The 16,252-nt window shown below is 53.9% G+C and carries 15 protein-coding genes; 12 read left to right on the forward strand and 3 right to left on the reverse strand.

Going from position 1 to position 16,252, the window contains the following annotated elements; genetic code table 11:
- Window positions 1-99: 99 nt before the first annotated feature.
- From U8T64_RS07220 to acpP, 3 genes are all read right to left on the reverse strand, one after another.
- A complete protein-coding gene (locus U8T64_RS07220; protein WP_322182379.1) occupies window positions 100-1,251 on the reverse strand; it encodes a Gfo/Idh/MocA family protein in 1,152 nt (383 codons plus the stop codon).
- Window positions 1,252-1,475: 224 nt separating this feature from the next.
- Window positions 1,476-2,915 (reverse strand): proline--tRNA ligase, encoded by a 1,440-nt coding sequence (proS, locus tag U8T64_RS07225; RefSeq protein ID WP_322182380.1) that lies wholly within the window; start codon window positions 2,913-2,915, stop codon window positions 1,476-1,478.
- 347 nt (window positions 2,916-3,262) lie between these two features.
- Window positions 3,263-3,496, reverse strand: coding sequence for an acyl carrier protein (gene acpP, locus U8T64_RS07230; RefSeq protein WP_322182381.1), 234 nt, complete (start codon window positions 3,494-3,496; stop codon window positions 3,263-3,265).
- 233 nt (window positions 3,497-3,729) lie between these two features.
- On the opposite strand from acpP, the gene aroE reads away from it, so the two are divergent.
- The 12 genes from aroE (at window position 3,730) to U8T64_RS07290 (ending at window position 16,033) form a co-directional block, all read left to right on the forward strand.
- A complete protein-coding gene (aroE, locus tag U8T64_RS07235) occupies window positions 3,730-4,605 on the forward strand; it encodes a shikimate dehydrogenase (RefSeq protein ID WP_322182382.1) in 876 nt (291 codons plus the stop codon).
- A gap of 1 nt (window position 4,606) precedes the next feature.
- Window positions 4,607-5,152 (forward strand): shikimate kinase, encoded by a 546-nt coding sequence (locus tag U8T64_RS07240; protein ID WP_322182384.1) that lies wholly within the window; start codon window positions 4,607-4,609, stop codon window positions 5,150-5,152.
- 282 nt (window positions 5,153-5,434) lie between these two features.
- Window positions 5,435-6,448 carry a 3-deoxy-7-phosphoheptulonate synthase gene (gene aroF, locus U8T64_RS07245; protein WP_322182385.1) on the forward strand — a complete coding sequence of 338 codons (1,014 nt, stop codon included), beginning with the start codon at window positions 5,435-5,437 and terminating at the stop codon, window positions 6,446-6,448.
- Entirely contained in the window at window positions 6,445-7,278 is an 834-nt protein-coding gene (locus tag U8T64_RS07250; RefSeq protein WP_322182386.1) for a prephenate dehydrogenase, read from the forward strand. Before aroF ends, U8T64_RS07250 begins: the two co-directional genes overlap by 4 nt.
- Before the next feature lie 27 nt (window positions 7,279-7,305).
- Complete coding sequence (gene aroA, locus U8T64_RS07255; RefSeq protein ID WP_322182387.1) at window positions 7,306-8,622, forward strand: 3-phosphoshikimate 1-carboxyvinyltransferase; 1,317 nt, start codon at window positions 7,306-7,308, stop codon at window positions 8,620-8,622.
- Complete coding sequence (gene aroC / locus U8T64_RS07260; RefSeq protein WP_322182388.1) at window positions 8,603-9,700, forward strand: chorismate synthase; 1,098 nt, start codon at window positions 8,603-8,605, stop codon at window positions 9,698-9,700. The genes aroA and aroC overlap by 20 nt, the downstream gene beginning before the upstream one ends.
- Window positions 9,701-9,780: 80 nt before the next feature.
- Entirely contained in the window at window positions 9,781-10,500 is a 720-nt protein-coding gene (locus U8T64_RS07265; protein WP_322182389.1) for a DUF2461 domain-containing protein, read from the forward strand.
- Window positions 10,487-11,650, forward strand: coding sequence for a prephenate dehydratase (gene pheA / locus U8T64_RS07270; RefSeq protein WP_322182390.1), 1,164 nt, complete (start codon window positions 10,487-10,489; stop codon window positions 11,648-11,650). The genes U8T64_RS07265 and pheA overlap by 14 nt, the downstream gene beginning before the upstream one ends.
- Complete coding sequence (locus tag U8T64_RS07275; protein WP_322182391.1) at window positions 11,651-12,163, forward strand: GNAT family N-acetyltransferase; 513 nt, start codon at window positions 11,651-11,653, stop codon at window positions 12,161-12,163.
- 87 nt (window positions 12,164-12,250) lie between these two features.
- Window positions 12,251-12,709, forward strand: coding sequence for a hypothetical protein (locus U8T64_RS07280; protein ID WP_322182392.1), 459 nt, complete (start codon window positions 12,251-12,253; stop codon window positions 12,707-12,709).
- Window positions 12,710-12,792: 83 nt separating this feature from the next.
- On the forward strand, window positions 12,793-15,039 hold the full coding sequence (locus U8T64_RS07285; RefSeq protein WP_322182393.1) for a glycoside hydrolase family 3 C-terminal domain-containing protein: 2,247 nt from the start codon (window positions 12,793-12,795) through the stop codon (window positions 15,037-15,039).
- A gap of 304 nt (window positions 15,040-15,343) precedes the next feature.
- Entirely contained in the window at window positions 15,344-16,033 is a 690-nt protein-coding gene (locus U8T64_RS07290) for a cell wall hydrolase (RefSeq protein WP_322182394.1), read from the forward strand.
- Window positions 16,034-16,252 lie beyond the last annotated feature (219 nt).

The following is a 16,252-nucleotide window of genomic DNA, read 5'->3' on the forward strand; positions in this document are numbered from 1 at the left end:
TCCTTTCTTGTTATGGAATTTGTGCCTTTCCCGCCAGTCTCCCGACGACAAAGGCACAAAACTGTGGATCAATGCTATTTGATCGTAACGCTGATAAAATCAGTCAAAAATCGGCATACCCTCAGCATCAAAGTAAACGGGCTTGTTGTGCTTGGAGGAATAATAGATGGAATCCAGGATCTTTGTGACAACGAAAGCCTGATCGGCAGTGACGAACAGATCTTCCTTCTTGCCGCTCATCAAAGCCTTGACCCAGATCTCATGCTCCTTGGAAACGGGAGCGGGACCCTGGCTGAAGCCGGGGATATAACCGGCAACCTTGTCGCCTACCCAAGAGATGGTGGGATAACCGGCAACCACATGATTCAGACGAACGCGGTCTTCCTTGGTGTCCAGGCCGCCCTTGGTGCCGGCCAGCGTGGTATAGGCCTCGCCGTTGGCACCGGTTTCCTTTGCCATGTTGATGGCCCAGGAAGCACGCAGGTTGATGACAGCGCCGTTCTTCATCTTAATGTGGCCCACTGCGGAATCCTCCACGTCATAGGTCTCATTGTTCCAGGCGTCCTGCTTGCCCATCCAGTTGTACTGGCCCTGATGATCGGGATCCAGAATACGGCCCAGCTTCTCAAAGGAGGTGCCTACAACATATTCCACATCGTAGTTGTTCATCAGAAACAGGGTGAAGTCCAGAGTATGGGTTCCGATATCGATCAGGGGGCCGCCGCCCTGCTTGGACTTATCGGTGAACACGCCCCAGGTGGGAACGCCGCGATAACGCAGGTAAGAAGCCTCCGCATAATAGATATCGCCCAGCCAGCCGTCGTCTACGACCTTCTTCGCCACCTGGTTGGCGGGAAAGTGACGGTACTGATAGCCGATGGTCAGCATCTTTCCGGTGCGGTCACGGGCCTCCAGCATTTTCTTGGCATCAGCGGTGGTAGCGGCCATGGGCTTTTCGCAGAGCACATGCTTGCCGGCTTCCAGAGCGGCGATGGTGATCTCGCAGTGAGCGATGTTGGGGGTCAGTACGTGAACCGCGTCGATGGCGGGGTCAGCCAGCAGCTCATGATAGTCGGTGTAGACCTTCGCGTCGGGGGTGCCGTACTCTTTGGCGGCCTTTTCAGCTCTTTCCGGGATCAGGTCGCAGAAAGCGCACAGATCAACATGCTCAGTCTGCTGAGCCATGCCGGGGAAGTGCTTCTGATTGGCAATGCCGCCGCAGCCAATGAAGCCGATTTTTAATTTTGCCATTTGGATCTCCTCCTAAATATGTACATACAGTACTGTATGTAAGTTATCCTTTACATTCTACTATGAGATATTGGAAAAGTAAAGGGGTGTTCTGTGAGATTTTCTAAAATTCAGCAAAAATTTTTCCGGGAATCAGTATATTTGTTCAGGCAACGAACAGATATTTCGGGCTAAGACGCTCTTGATAGAGCTTTTTCGGAGGCGCCTCGGAAAGAAAAAGCTTCTCAGTATTGCCTGCCCCAATATACCATGTGCTTGGCAGGCTTGCCGCAGCAGGCGCACACATCGGAAATGTGCTCCTCTTCGAAAGGAATACAGCGGGATTTTACACCGCCGGTATCTTCCTTGATCTTATCTTCACAGGCGGGATCTCCGCACCACATGGCCTTGATAAAGCCGGGCTTGTTTTTCGCGATCGTGAGAAATTCCTCATAATTTCCGGCGGTAAAGGTTTTGGAAGCCAGGTTTTCCAAAGCGCGTTGGTACAAAGCGTCATGCAGAGCAGTCAAAGAGGTTTCGACCGCCTCCTCCAGCCGATCCAGAGAAACAAACTGTTTTTCTCCGGTATCCCGGCGTACCAGAACGCACTGGTTCTGCTCCATATCCTTCGGGCCGATCTCCAGCCGCAGCGGAACCCCCTGCATCTCATACTGGGCAAATTTCCAGCCGGGGGAATTGTCGCTGTCGTCCAGCTTGACCCGGAACTGTTTTTTCAGCTTTTCATAGAGCTCCCCGGCCTTTTCCAACACACCGGGCTTGTGCTGGGCAATGGGAACGATCGCCACCTGAATGGGAGCCACCTTCGGGGGCAGTACCAAGCCGTTATCATCACCGTGAACCATAATGACAGCGCCGATCAGGCGTGTGCTCATGCCCCAGGAGGTCTGGAAGGGGTGCTGCAGGGTGTTGTCCCTGCCGGTAAAGGTGATATCAAAAGCCTTTGCAAACCCGTCTCCGAAATAATGGGTGGTGCCGCCCTGTAAAGCAACGCCGTTGTGCATCATGGGCTCCAGGGTATAAGTGGCTTCCGCACCGGCAAATTTCTCTTTTTCGGTTTTTCTTCCCACCACAGGAGGGATCGCCAGGGTTTCCCGGTATACGTCCTCATAGACCCGAAGCATTTTCAGGGTGAACGCCTCTGCTTCCTCGGCGGTTTCGTGCATGGTATGGCCTTCCTGCCACAGAAATTCCATGCCTCTGAGGAAGGGGCGGGTAGTCTTTTCCCACCGAAGCACGGAGCACCACTGGTTGTAGAGCTTCGGCAGATCCCGGTAGGAATGGATCACCTTCTGGTAGTGCTCACAGAACAGCACCTCGCTGGTGGGGCGAATAAACAGCTTTTCCGTCAGCTCCTCGCCGCCGCCGTGGGTGACCACAGCACATTCCGGGGCAAAGCCTTCAATGTGATCTTTTTCCTTTTGCAGCAGGCTTTCCGGAATGAGCAGAGGCATGTATACATTTTGTACCCCCAACTTTTTGAAGCGTTCGTCCATGTCCTTCTGGATATTTTCCCAGATGGCATAGCCGTAAGGCTCAATCACCATGCAGCCCTTGACACTGGAGTAATCCATCAGCTCCGCCTTTTTTACGATATCCGTGTACCATTGGGCAAAATTTTCGTCCATGGAGGTGATATCCTCCACCATTTTCTTTTGCTGTGCCATAATAAAAACAGATCCTTTCGGCAAATTTTCCATAGCAAACTATGACTCGACACAATTATATAGGGAGAAACCGCTTTTTGCAAGAAAAACTTGGGGAAGGGGGAGTGCACAACGCGATCAATGAGCGATGAAAAACAAAATTTTCTGAATTGGAATTTGGCGGTTATCCGCCTACTCTCCAGCTGTCATTACTGAACAAAAAGCAAGATAAGCCTTGCTTTCTTAGTGAAGAATCTCGTTCTTTGATCCTTTCCTTGGGAATTTCTCTGGAGTCCAGAATCTAAAAAAGTCCGCGTTGCAGTTTTCTTTCTGCAACGCGGCCTTCAGCTGTTTGCCTATTTTTAGAGTTAAACGTTGGCGTGGCTCTCAATATATTCCACAAGAGCGCCTACAGTCTTAATGTTTTCTACTTCCTCATCGGGAATTTCCACTTCAAATTCGTCCTCGATGGACATGAGCAGATCAACTACATCGAGAGAATCCGCGCCCAAATCGTCAGCCAGGGTAGTTTCCGCCGTAATGGAGTCCTCGTCCGCGTCAAACTGCTCGCTCAAAATCGCTTTAATTTTTTCCAGTACCATGTTACGTGCCTCCTAAATATTTTCTGAAAACTCAAGATTCCGCGGTGTGTCCAAATATGTGTTATTTTAAGAGCATGAATGGACAAAACCGGCTCTGGTATGGTACAATCCCTAAATACAGGTTTTTTCTTTCAGGGCTGTACCTGTTACCTACATTTTATTGACTCCCATGTGCTTTGTCAACCATGAATTGTAAAAAAATTGGAATTCTCGGGAAAAGAGGTGCTGGTTTTATGACCAGAACGCAAAATGCTGCAGTGATCGGACACCCTATCGGACACACCATGTCTCCCTTTATCCAGCGCAGGCTTTTTGAGCTTTCCGGCATTCCTATGGAGTACCGGGTGCTGGACGTACCGGAGCTCTCTGCCGCCCTGCCGGAGCTCAGGGCCCTGGATTGCTTCAATGTCACCATTCCCCATAAGAGCGCTATTATCCCTTATCTGGACGGCATTGACGACCGGGCCCGGCTCTGCGGGTCCGTCAACACAGTCAAAGTAGTGGAAGGAAAGCTTTACGGTTTTACCACCGATGGGCCGGGGGCGGCGGTTTCTCTCAAGATCCATTCCATGAGCCTTCAGGGAGAACTTTTGATCTTAGGTAACGGCGGCGCCGCGAAAGCCATTGCCTTTCAGGCGGCGGAGCGCCCGAATTTTCACGTTACGCTCGCGCACCGGGCTGACTCCTATGAGAAGGCGATGGAGCTTGCGGAAAAGCTTGCGGATTATGCCCGGGCAAGGGGTGACCGGGAGTTCCTCATCACGGTAGAGTCTTATGAGGAGCTGGAGCTCGATACAAAGCGGTACGATCTTTTGATCAATACCACCAGCGTGGGCATGTACCCCAAAACCGGAATGAGCCCGGTCAGCGAGGCGGTGGTCAGTCGGTGTGCCGCAGTGTTTGACGCGGTGTTTAACCCGGCGGAAACAGAGCTTTTAAGGCTGGCGGAAAAGCAGGGAATAAAGGTTTTGGGAGGTATGGGCATGCTGGTGTGCCAGGCCGCTTATTCCCATAAAATATGGTATGATACGGAATTTCAAAACAACGATCTGCACCAGTTGATTCATGACGCGCGAGAGGAAATGGAACGGATATTCGGAGGGAAATAGCATGAGCGGCAGCATCATTTTATGCGGCTTTATGGGCTGCGGCAAAACCACGGTGGGCAAGCGGGCGGCCAAACTGTTGAAGTGGGATTTTTACGACTTGGATCTCTACATTGAAGAAAAAACCGGGCTCACCGTGGCGGAGATCTTTGAACGGCAGGGGGAAACAGAGTTCCGCCGCCTGGAAACAGAGGCTGCGGCGGAGCTTTCGGAAAAGGGAAAGGCTGTGATCGCCTGCGGCGGAGGGACGGTGCTGTTCTCGCAAAATGTGGAGGCCTTTCATCAAAATAGCGGCACGATCGTTTTGCTGGACGTACCGCTGGATATTCTGCAAAAGCGTTTGGAAAACGATACAAAACGCCCTCTGCTGCAAAAGCCCAACCGGGAGGAAGTGATCGCAGGCCTTTACCGTGAGCGCCTGCCTCTTTACCGCGCCGCCTCTGACCTCACGCTGAAGGCTTCCGCGCCTTTTTGGATCGTTGCGAAAAAAGTGGCGGCGATCGGGCGCGAATCCCTGAAAAAGGAAGGCGGAAAAGCAGAAAAGCCTTGACAAATCGGGCCTTCTGTTTTATCATGAAGAAAATTCCCGGCAGAGGAGCGTTTTTATGAGCAGCCCTCTTATGACAAAGCGATTTAGCCGCTATTATCGCCCGCGATTTACCCTGCGGGCTTTTTGTGCTGGAAAAAATTTTAGCGGCTGTGTTTTTTTGCGGGCTCGGCGTTCTCTGTAACGGGCCGAAAGCGGGAATACATGTACCCTGGCGGAGCCGCGTTGTGGCCCCGCTGTTTTTCTGTTACATACAAAAATGCTTTGTGAAAGGAAGACAACACGATGATCATTGTATTAAAGCCCAATCAAAAACAGGAGCTGGTAGATTCCTTCGTCAAAAAACTCACTTCACAATATGACGTTCAGGTAAATACTTGGATCGGCACCCAGAGCACGGTGCTGGGTCTTATCGGCGACACCACCGTGATCGACAGCGAGTACATCCAGGCTCAGAATTTTGTGGAGAGCGTAAAGCGGGTGCAGGAGCCCTATAAAAAGGCAAACCGGAAATTCCACCCGGACGATACGGCCGTCACCCTGCCCGGCGGCGCAAGGATCGGCGGGGGAGGCCTGGCTCTTATTGCCGGGCCCTGTTCCGTGGAAAGCGAGGAGCAGATTTGCTCTGTGGCGGAAAGCGTGAAAGCCTCCGGAGCTTCCTTCCTGCGCGGCGGCGCGTTTAAGCCCCGCACCTCGCCCTATTCCTTTCAGGGGATGAAGGACGAGGGGCTGAGGTTGCTGTCCGAAGCCAAGAAAAAGACAGGCTTACCCATTGTGACGGAGATCATGAGCATTGAGCATTTGCCCCTATTCGAGGACGTGGACGTGATCCAGGTAGGGGCTAGGAATATGCAGAATTTTGAGCTTTTGAAGCAGCTGGGAAAGCTTGATAAACCCATTCTGCTTAAGCGGGGGCTTGCCAGCACCATCGAGGAGTTGCTGATGAGCGCCGAATATATTATGGCAGAGGGAAACGAGCAGGTCATTCTCTGCGAGCGGGGCATCAGAACCTATGAGACCATCACCCGGAACACCCTGGATATTTCTGCCATTCCCGTACTGAAGCGTCTTTCTCACCTGCCGGTGATCGTAGACCCCAGCCACGCCTCCGGCATCAACTGGCTCATTGAGCCCCTGGCCATAGCGGCGGCGGCTGTCGGCGCGGACGGGTTGATCATCGAGGTACACAATGACCCCAGCCACGCCCTGTGCGACGGCGCGCAGTCCATTACGCCCGTCCAGTTTGACGCGCTGGCAAAGAAGGTTACAAAGGTTTCCGGCCTGGTACAGGGATTATGAGTAAAAAAATCGTGATCGTGGGGCTGGGCCTGATCGGCGGCTCTGTTGCCAAAGCCCTGAAGCTCAATACGGAGCATACCGTGCTGGGAATGGACCTTTGCGAGGAAGCCCTGCTGGACGCCTGCTCCTGTGGAGCCATTGACGGCAAGGCTGGGCCGGAGGATCTGCGCACGGCGGATCTCGTTTATCTCTGCGTCTATCCGGAAAGTGCTTTGGAATTCGCGAAACAGCACGGCCCAGAGCTGAAGGAAAATTGCATTCTCACCGATGCCTGCGGCATCAAGGGAGAGATCTGCTCCGGTATGGAGAAGCTGCGGGGAACAGGGCGCTATGTGTTTGTGGCGGGCCACCCCATGGCGGGGAAAGAGCTCAGCGGCTTTTCCGCCAGCGACGCCGGGATCTTTCTGGGGGCCTCTTATCTGATCGCCCCCTGCGGCGCGCCGAAATGGGCGGTGGGGGAGGTTGCTTCCCTGGCGGAGAAGATGGGTTTCGGCCAGGTGGTAATGACCACGCCGGAGCAGCACGACAGGGTGATCGCCTTTACCTCTCAGCTGCCCCATGTACTGGCCTGCTCCTATGTGATGAGTCCCCGGTGCCGGGAGCACAAGGGTTTCTCCGCAGGAAGCTACCGGGACGTTTCCAGGGTGGCCAATATCAACGACGCGCTGTGGAGCCGTCTTTTCCTGGACAACCGGGAGGAGCTGCTGCTGGAGCTGGAGGAGCTCGTCAAAAATATCGGGGCGTTTCAAAACGCCATCGCCGAAGAAGATGAAGAACAGCTCAAAGAGCTGCTGCGTACCGCCGCAAAGATCAAGCGGGAGGTAGGCTGAACCGGCCGGAAGGGAAGTGTGTGCTTCATGGTAGAATACGGAAAAAGCTTTTCCGGCGGAGATGTTTTTCTTCCGCCCAGCAAAAGCGCCGCTCACCGCGCCCTGCTCTGTGCCGCCCTTTCCGGCAGGGCGGGCAGGATCTTTCCCATTGATACAAGTAAGGATATGGAGGCAATGCTGGGTGCGGTTTGTGCGCTGGGAGCAAAAGCGGTTTACCGGGAGGACCAGAACGCCGTTTTGTTTGGAGAGGCCGCGCCACACCCGGGAAAAGGAGAAGACGTCCATTGCTTGGAATCCGGCAACACCCTGCGGTTTCTTACGCCTGTGGCGGCAGCTTTAGGCGGAGAGTGGCTTTTTACCGGCAGTGGCAGGCTTCCGGAACGGCCCATGTCCGTTTATCGAGAGCTTTTCCCCAAGCACGGAACAGCATATTCTCCCTGTGACGAAGGGGCGGGAAAGAATCTTCCCCTGAAGCTTTCCGGAAAGCTGCTGCCCGGTGTTTTTGAGGTGCCGGGAAATATCAGCTCCCAGTTTATCAGCGGCTTGTTGTTTGCTTTGCCTTTGCTGGAAGGGGAAAGCGAGATCATTCTCACCACTCCCCTGGAATCGGAGGGCTATGTAACGCTTACCCTGGCCGTTCTAAGGGCCTTTGGAATAGAATGCCTGAAAACAGAGCGAGGCTGGAAGGTGCCCGGCGGCCAGACGTATCGGGCCACAGAGTACAGGGTAGAAGGCGATTGGTCTCAGGCTGCGTTTTTCCTTTCCATGGCGGCCTTGTCTCCGGGCGGGGAAACCGTTCGCCTTCACGGATTGGATCGAAATTCCGCCCAGGGTGATAAGGCGTGTGTTTCCTGCTTTGAAGCCTTCGGCCTTTCTACCCGCTGGGAAGGAGAGGTGCTTGCTGCGTGGAACCCAACGGCCGGCCGGCCTTTCGGCGGTCTGCGCGGAACAGTGATCGATGCCTCTCAAATCAACGATCTGGTTCCGGCTCTGGCAGTGTGCGGGGCGCTTTCCGAAGGAGAAACCAGAATTATTCACGCGGAGCGTCTTCGCCTGAAGGAAAGCGACCGCCTGGCGGCCATGCGCGAAGCGATCAACAGCCTGGGCGGAAATGTTCGGGAAACGGAAGACGGCCTTTCTATTCAGGGCGTGCCGTCGCTTCGAGGAGGCACGGCGGAGGGGAAAAACGACCACCGTGTCGTTATGGCGCTGGCCGCTGCGGCCTTGCGGTGTAATGGACCGCTTTTTGTGACCGATGAACACAGCATTCAAAAAACCTATCCGGGCTTTTTTAAAGATTTCAAAGCGTTAGGAGGAACTGCCAATGTCTTCCATGTGGGGTGAAAAGATACGAATCTCCATTTTTGGCGGCAGCCATACCGCGGCCATCGGCGTAACGATCGACGGCCTGCCGGCCGGAGAGCGGATCGATTCGGAAGCGGTTTTGGCACAGATGGCACGGCGTGCTCCCGGGCAGGACACGACAGCCACCACCCGGAAGGAAGGAGATATGCCCAAGGTGCTGTGCGGGCTGTTAAACGGTACGACCACTGGCGCGCCCTTGACCGCTGTGATCGAAAATACCAGCCAGCGCTCCCGAGACTATGAAGCGCTGCGTGTCAAGCCCCGGCCCGGCCATGCGGATTATACCGCCGCCGTCAAATACGGCGGTCATAACGATGTGCGGGGCGGCGGGCATTTTTCCGGTAGGCTCACGGCGCCTCTGGTGTTCGCCGGGGCGGTGGCAAGGCAGATCTTATTGAGAAAAGGGGTTGTGACCGGTTCCCATGTGGTTTCGGTAGGTCGCTGCCCAATCGGGGACGCGCCCTTTGATCCGGTGAATACAGCATCGGAGCTGTTGAACAAGCTGAACAAAGAATATTTTCCGGTGATCGACCCGGCGGCAAAGCTTGTCATGCGGGAGGAGATTGAAAAGGCCAGGCTGGAAAAAGACAGTGTGGGCGGCATTGTGGAATGCGCCGTGCTGGGGCTTCCAGTAGGAGCGGGAGAACCCATGTTCGGCGGGACGGAAAATTTATTCGCTTCGATCCTGTTTGGAATTCCTGCGGTAAAAGGCGTAGAATTCGGAGCTGGTTTTTCGGCGGCCTACCTCAGAGGCAGCGAAAACAACGATGCCTTCCATTATGATGCGGAGGGCAATGTAAAAACCCGTACCAACTATTCCGGCGGTATTTTAGGCGGCATTACCAGCGGCATGCCTTTGATTTTCCAAACGGCCTTTAAGCCCACGCCCTCCATTGGCAGAGAACAGGATACCATCGATCTGCAAGCCCGGGAAAACGCAAAGCTTGTTGTCGAAGGCAGGCATGATCCCTGTATCGTACCCAGAGCCGCTCCTGTTGTGGAAGCGGCGGCCTGTATCGCCTCCCTGGAGCTGCTGGCCCGAAGCGGAATGCTGTAACGCTTGGAAAGCCGGCGGAAAACCTGCCTGTTGGCCCCGGTTTCCGCCGTTCTATCAAAAGGGAAAGAAAGGAGATCCTCATGGAAATGCTGAGTCCCAAAAGTATCGACTTCCTTTGGGAGCTTACCCTGAACAACCAGCGGCCCTGGTTTCAGGCGCATAAGGAAGAATTTACCGCCGTGCTGAATAAGCCTTTTCAGGCGCTGGCACGGGAAACCGAGAGACTTTTGAAGGAAAAGCTGCCAAAAAGGGATCTGCGGCTTCACATTTCCCGCATTTACCGGGACGCCCGGCGGCTGTTTGGACGGGGGCCCTATCAGGATAATCTCTGGTTTTCCCTTCAGGAGAAGAACGCCTCCGATCAAGGCCCTGTGTTTTGGTTTGAACTGAACCGAGAGGGCACCTCGCACGGAGTTGGCTTTTGGGAAAGAAACGCCAGGCAGGGCGAGCTGTTCCGGCAGAGGATCGGCCGGGATCCGAAAGCCTTTGAGCGGCTGGTGGTGGGTTTGCCCGAAGGCTTTCGCCTGTGGGGAGAGGAATACAAGCGCCCAAAGGGCTCCTTTGGACCGGTGATCGATCCCTGGTATAACCGCAAGCAGGTCAGCGTTGGCTGGGACAATTATTTTGGGCAGGAGCTCTTCGGCCCCCGCCTGCCGAAGCTGTTGACCGTGTCTTTTATCAGCCTTTTGCCGGTATATGAGTTATTTTTATCGGTTTATCAGGAGGCAAAGGAAGAGAAGCTTCGGGAAGAGCAAAATTCATTGTGGGGCATTTCGGGAGGAAAGCATGGAGATCACTGAATATCAGGAAAAGCTTGCGGAGGTACGAAAAGAAATAGACGAGATAGATAGAAAGCTTTTGCCGCTGTTTTTGAAGCGAATGCAATGCTCGGAAAAGGTGGCGGCGCTGAAGCGGGAAGCGGGCGCGCCGGTGCTCAATGCCGGACGGGAGCAGGAAATTCTGGCGGGCGTTCGGGAGAAGGGAGGGGACTACGGCGCTGAAGCGGAGGCGCTGTACCGCTCGATCATGTCGATCAGCCGAATGCGGCAGCACAAGCTGCTTTCCGGCGGGGAGGAGCTTCGCGTGCTGGAGCGGGAAGCCTCCCGCGTTATGCCGGAGCGCCCGGAAATGGTAGTGTGCCAGGGCGTGGAGGGAGCTTATTCCCATCAGGCGGCGCTGTCCTTTTTTGGGGAGGCCCCCATTTCCTTCGCCCCTACCTGGAAACAGGTATTTGAAGACGTAAAAGCGGGGCGGGCGCAGTTTGGCGTGCTGCCGGTGGAAAATTCCGCCGCGGGCTCCGTTACCGGCGTGTACGATCTGATCCTGCGGTATCGCTTTTTCATTGTAGGGGCAGAAGCGGTAAGGGTGGAGCACTGCCTTGCCGCCGCCGACAGAGAAACGCCGGTCACCGCTGTGGTGTCTCACCCTCAGGCCCTTTCCCAGTGTGCCGAGTATCTGGAAAGCCATGGCTTAAAGGCGGTGGAATATTCCAATACCGCGGCGGCGGCCAAATATGTGGCGGAGCAAAAGCCAAAGGGCGTTGCCGCCCTTTGCTCCAGGGAAGCGGCCCGGCAGTACAGGCTTTCCATTCTGGAGGAAAATGTGCAGGACGAAAAGGACAATACCACGCGGTTCGTGATCATTTCCAAAGAACCGATTTTCCCGGAGAACGCGGAGAAGATCAGTCTTTGTTTTTCCCTGCCCCATACGCCCGGCGCACTGCACACGGTGCTGGCGCGGTTTGCTTTGTGCGGCCTGAATATGACGAAGATCGAGTCCCAGCCCATTCCCGATAAGGCCTTTACCTATGACTTTTACCTGGACTTTACCGGAAACATCCATGAAACAGAGGCGCTGAACCTGATCTGCGCCCTTCACGATGAGCTGCCCAGATTTTCCTTTTTGGGCAATTACTGCGAGCGTTCCACCAGGGAAAGGGAGGTAAATTAAATGGAAGTGCGGTTAAAGCCCATGGCGTCGGAAGAAGAGATTGAAGCGCTGTGTAAGATTGCGGAAAGGGTCTGGCATTTGACCTATGATTCCCTGGTCCCCAAGGGCCAGGTGGAATATATGCTGGAAAAGTTTCAGTCTCCCCATGCGGTAAAGGAGCAGATGAGCACGCTGAATTACCGCTATTATCTGCTGGTATGCGGCGGGGAAAACGCCGGCTTTGTGGGCTTTTCTCCCCGGTATGAGGGCAGGGAGGAGATGTTTCTCAGCAAGGTCTACCTCCTGCCGGAGTTCCGGGGCCAGGGGGCGGTAAGGGCCGCCTTTGCCCTGGTGGAAGACGAAACCAGGAAAGAGGGGCTTTCCAAAATACGGCTGACGGTGAACAAAGGCAATACCCATGCCGTGCAGGTGTACGAGCATTACGGTTTCCGCACGGTGGAAAAGGTGAAAACAGACATCGGCTCCGGCTATGTGATGGACGATTTCATCATGGTCAAGGAGCTGGCAGAATGACAGAGCAGAGGCGTTTTCGCTCCTCTCTTCTTTTGCGGATTTTGCAGGAAGTATACTCCTTGCCTGCGTGAGAAAGGAAGAATGACAATGACACGAAAAATCGGCCTTCGATTTGGATTTGACCCCTGGGGGCTTGGCCTGTTTCTTTTGATCATGCTGCCCAACATACTTTGGTTTTCCGTTCCCGCTCCCAGAGATATCCTGCGGGCGGAATCCCATACGCCCGGCTGGGATCTGGCGACCTCCTGTTTTCAGGTGCTTTTGGCGGTTTCCCTGTGCGCCTTTAAGAATAGCTCTGCGGAAGCCCCCTTTTCCCGAAAAAAATCCTTTTGGCTGGCCGCGGCCTTCTGCGGCTGCTATTTTTTCAGCTGGGTGCTCTATTACAGCGGGAATACAAGCCCGGCGCTTATTCTGTCGCTGTGCCTGTTTCCCTGCGCGGCTTTTTTTACATTCGCCTGGAACAGGAAAAATCTCTTTGCCATGGTGTTTTCCGTGCTGTTTACCCTGTGTCATTTGGCAGGCGCGGTCGTGAATTTCCTTTTGTGATAAAACAACTAAAAACATTGACTTCATCTCCGTAAAATAGTAAAATAAATCTAAACGCTATCTTTGATTGGAGAGTGAAGCAGATGGATTTGAAAAAGCTCATTTCTGAAATGACATTGGAAGAAAAAGCCTCGCTTTGTTCCGGTTCCGATTTTTGGCATACCCGGGGCATGGAGCGCCTGGGGATCCCGGCGGTCATGGTGACGGACGGCCCCTGCGGCCTGCGGAAGCAGGCGGGGGATACGGATCACTTGGGCTTAAACGCCAGTGTAAAGGCTATCAGCTACCCCACGGGCTCCTGCATCGCCTCTTCCTTTGACCGGGCTTTGATCCGGGAATCCGGCGAATATTTGGGAGAAGAGTGTCAGGCGGAGGACGTGGCTGTTTTGCTGGGGCCTGCCGTGAATATCAAGCGCTCTCCCTTGTGCGGAAGAAATTTTGAATATTTCTCCGAGGATCCCTATGTGGCGGGGGAAATGGCCGTCGCGTATATCAAGGGCGTACAGAGCAAGCATGTGGGTACCAGCATTAAGCATTTCGCCGCCAATTCTCAGGAGCACCGCCGTTTGACCAGCGACAGCGTGGTAGATGAGCGCACCCTGCGGGAGTTGTATCTTCCCGCCTTTGAAAAAGCGGCGAAGGAGGCCCAACCCTGGACCTTTATGTGCTCCTACAATAAGCTGAACGGCACCTACGCTTCCGAAAACCATCGGTTACTTACTGAGATCCTCCGGGACGAGTGGGGCTTTGAGGGAGCCGTGATGAGCGATTGGGGCGCCGTCAACGAGCGGCCTAGGGGCGTTGCCGCCGGGCTTGATCTGGAAATGCCCGGCCCCGGTACGACAAATACGCGAAAGATCATTGAGGCGGTAAAAAACGGCACTCTTGCGGAAAAAGATGTGGATACTGCCGCGGAGCGCATACTGAAGTTTGTCTATCAGTATCTGGAAAACCGGGACCCCAGTGTGAAATTCCAGTATGAGCGGGACCACGAAAAGGCCCGCCAAATGGCGGCGGAATCCATGGTGCTGCTGAAAAACGAGGGGAATATCTTGCCACTTTCCAAGGAGAAGAAGGTTGCCTTCCTCGGAAAATTTGCGGAGCTGCCCAGGTTCCAGGGCGGCGGCAGCTCTCACGTGAACAGCTATCAGGTGGTGGGCGCGCTGGAAGCGGCCCAGGGCCTGTCTGTGACCTATGCCCAGGGCTATCCCACGGATACCCAAAAGCCCGATGACGCGTTGATTGCCGAGGCGGTAACGGCCGCGAGGGAGGCGGACTGCGCTGTGCTGTTTATCGGCATTACAGATTCCATGGAGTCCGAGGGCTTTGACCGGAAGGATCTGAAGATCCCCGCCTGTCAGGAAAAGCTTGTGGAGGAGGTCGTAAAGGTCCAAAAGAACACAGTGGTCGTGGTCCATTGCGGCGCTCCCATCGAGATGCCCTGGATCAATGACGTAAAGGCCGTGCTGTACGCCTATCTGGGCGGCGAGGCGGTAGGCAGCGCCACGGTGGATATTTTGTTCGGCGATGTAAACCCCAGCGGTAAGCTGGCAGAGACCTTCCCGCTCCGCCTGGAAGATAACCCTTCCTATCTGTACTATTTCGGCGAGGGCGACCGTACCGAATACCGGGAAGGGATTTTTGTAGGCTATCGCTACTACGACAAGAAGAACCTTCCGGTGTTGTTCCCCTTCGGGCACGGCCTGAGCTATACGGAATTTGCTTACAGCGATCTGACCTTTGATAAAACCTCTTTGAAGGATACCGATACGCTTCAGGTTTCCGTCAAGGTGAAAAATGTGGGGAAAAGAGCGGGCAAGGAGATCGTGCAGCTCTATGTTCAGGATAACGAAAGCAGCGTGATCCGTCCCGTAAAAGAGCTCAAGGGCTTTGAAAAGGTAGAGCTTGCCCCCGGTGAGGAAAAAACCGTGAGCTTTACGCTGGAGAAGCGTTCCTTTGCCTTCTATGATACCGAGCTTGCCGATTGGCGCGTGGAAACCGGTGAGTTTACCATTCATATCGGAAAATCCAGCCGGGATATCCAGCTTTCCGGCACGGTCACTGTGGAATCCACCGCGCGGATCAAGAAGGTGTTTACCATCAACAGCACCATGGGCGATATTATGGCGGACCCCAAGGGAGCCCAGGTAATGGGGCAGATGATGCAGGCCATGATGCCTGGCGGTGGACCGGACGCCGGCGATCTCTTTGATGACGAAGGCATGAAGGCCATGATGAATTCCATGCCTCTGCGGGGTGTAATGATGTTCGCGGGCGATACCGTACAGCCCGAAATGCTCCAAACCCTGCTGGATAATTTGAACGCATAAATCCTCTTTTTTCTCAAAGAACACTCTGTTTCTCTTTTTGAGAGACAGGGTGTTCTCTTTTTTTGCGATTTTTTCTCTGAAAATTAAGGCTGGCTTTGACAAAATTCAAAACCAGGGTGACATAAAATAGAGGGCGGTCAGAACAAAAAGAAGCATAAGGAAAATGAATTTTTACCAAAAAGAAGCTGTGCTGGTATATTTTCCCGTTTTTCAGCGCAAAGTAAAATCAGCGCTATGGAGTTTTGCCGTGAATTGCACGACATTGATTCAAAACCAAGCTTCTTTGGAAAGGAGAAAAAACGCAATGAAACGAATTTTATCACTGTTTCTGACAGCGGCTCTTGTAATGACCGTTTTTCTGGTAGGAGGGATCCCCGCCTCCGCCGCCGGGCTCAGCGATTATATCAGCGTGACCGGGTATGATCCGAATACGGATTATATGCAGGCAATGCAGCGGGCGTTGAACGATGGCAGCGCTTATGCACTGCAGGTGGGCGCAATCTATGAGAAGCAGCGAAATCTGAAGATCGATTCTTTGAAGCTTTCTCAGAAAAAGACATCTTATTTCAGCAGCTACACCACGGCGGCGCAGATCAAGGAGGCCATGGCGGCTGACGCCAGGCCGAAATATACCCAGGAGGATCTGGATCTGCTTTCCCGGGTGATCTATGCCGAGGTGGGCTGTACCTGGATCCCCGATTGGGTACAGCGCATGGTGGGCAGCGTGGTATTAAACCGGGTGGCAAGCTCCTATTATCCCAACACCATTCGGGAGGTCATCTATCAGCCTGGTCAGTATTCGCCCACCTGGGACGGTTCCATCAATAAAAAGCCGGACTCCAGAACGATAGCAAATGCCAAATATCTGCTGGAGCACGGCAGCATCTGCCCGGCCAATGTGGTGGGCCAAAATTCCATCATCACCGGAAGCGGTGTTTACCAAAGCTACCACGATTCCGTTTTGGGTACTACGGTGTACTTCTGCTATATGTAGCAGAAGTAAGGAGTGCAGTGTGCAATTAGCAATGAGCATTTAAGGACATGAACGGAGTTCAATAAATTGGAATTTAGCGGTTACCCGTTCACCTTCCGCCTGTCATTACTGAACAGAAAGCAAGGAAACCTTGCTTTCTCGGCGAAGAATCTCGTCCTTTATCCTTTTGCGGGGAAATAAAGGGCGAGATTCTTCGTCACTTCGTTCCTCAGAATGACA

Origin of the sequence: Neglectibacter caecimuris, assembly GCF_034335015.1 — a bacterium.
GTDB lineage: Bacteria > Bacillota > Clostridia > Oscillospirales > Acutalibacteraceae > Acutalibacter > Acutalibacter caecimuris_A.

Coding starts and splice junctions, on each gene's coding strand:
- U8T64_RS07220 (WP_322182379.1), bottom strand. CDS start 1,251: ATGGCAAAATTAAAAATCGGCTTCATTGGCTGCGGCGGCATTGCCAAT.
- proS (WP_322182380.1), bottom strand. CDS start 2,915: ATGGCACAGCAAAAGAAAATGGTGGAGGATATCACCTCCATGGACGAA.
- acpP (WP_322182381.1), bottom strand. CDS start 3,496: ATGGTACTGGAAAAAATTAAAGCGATTTTGAGCGAGCAGTTTGACGCG.
- aroE (WP_322182382.1), top strand. CDS start 3,730: ATGACCAGAACGCAAAATGCTGCAGTGATCGGACACCCTATCGGACAC.
- U8T64_RS07240 (WP_322182384.1), top strand. CDS start 4,607: ATGAGCGGCAGCATCATTTTATGCGGCTTTATGGGCTGCGGCAAAACC.
- aroF (WP_322182385.1), top strand. CDS start 5,435: ATGATCATTGTATTAAAGCCCAATCAAAAACAGGAGCTGGTAGATTCC.
- U8T64_RS07250 (WP_322182386.1), top strand. CDS start 6,445: ATGAGTAAAAAAATCGTGATCGTGGGGCTGGGCCTGATCGGCGGCTCT.
- aroA (WP_322182387.1), top strand. CDS start 7,306: ATGGTAGAATACGGAAAAAGCTTTTCCGGCGGAGATGTTTTTCTTCCG.
- aroC (WP_322182388.1), top strand. CDS start 8,603: ATGTCTTCCATGTGGGGTGAAAAGATACGAATCTCCATTTTTGGCGGC.
- U8T64_RS07265 (WP_322182389.1), top strand. CDS start 9,781: ATGGAAATGCTGAGTCCCAAAAGTATCGACTTCCTTTGGGAGCTTACC.
- pheA (WP_322182390.1), top strand. CDS start 10,487: ATGGAGATCACTGAATATCAGGAAAAGCTTGCGGAGGTACGAAAAGAA.
- U8T64_RS07275 (WP_322182391.1), top strand. CDS start 11,651: ATGGAAGTGCGGTTAAAGCCCATGGCGTCGGAAGAAGAGATTGAAGCG.
- U8T64_RS07280 (WP_322182392.1), top strand. CDS start 12,251: ATGACACGAAAAATCGGCCTTCGATTTGGATTTGACCCCTGGGGGCTT.
- U8T64_RS07285 (WP_322182393.1), top strand. CDS start 12,793: ATGGATTTGAAAAAGCTCATTTCTGAAATGACATTGGAAGAAAAAGCC.
- U8T64_RS07290 (WP_322182394.1), top strand. CDS start 15,344: ATGAAACGAATTTTATCACTGTTTCTGACAGCGGCTCTTGTAATGACC.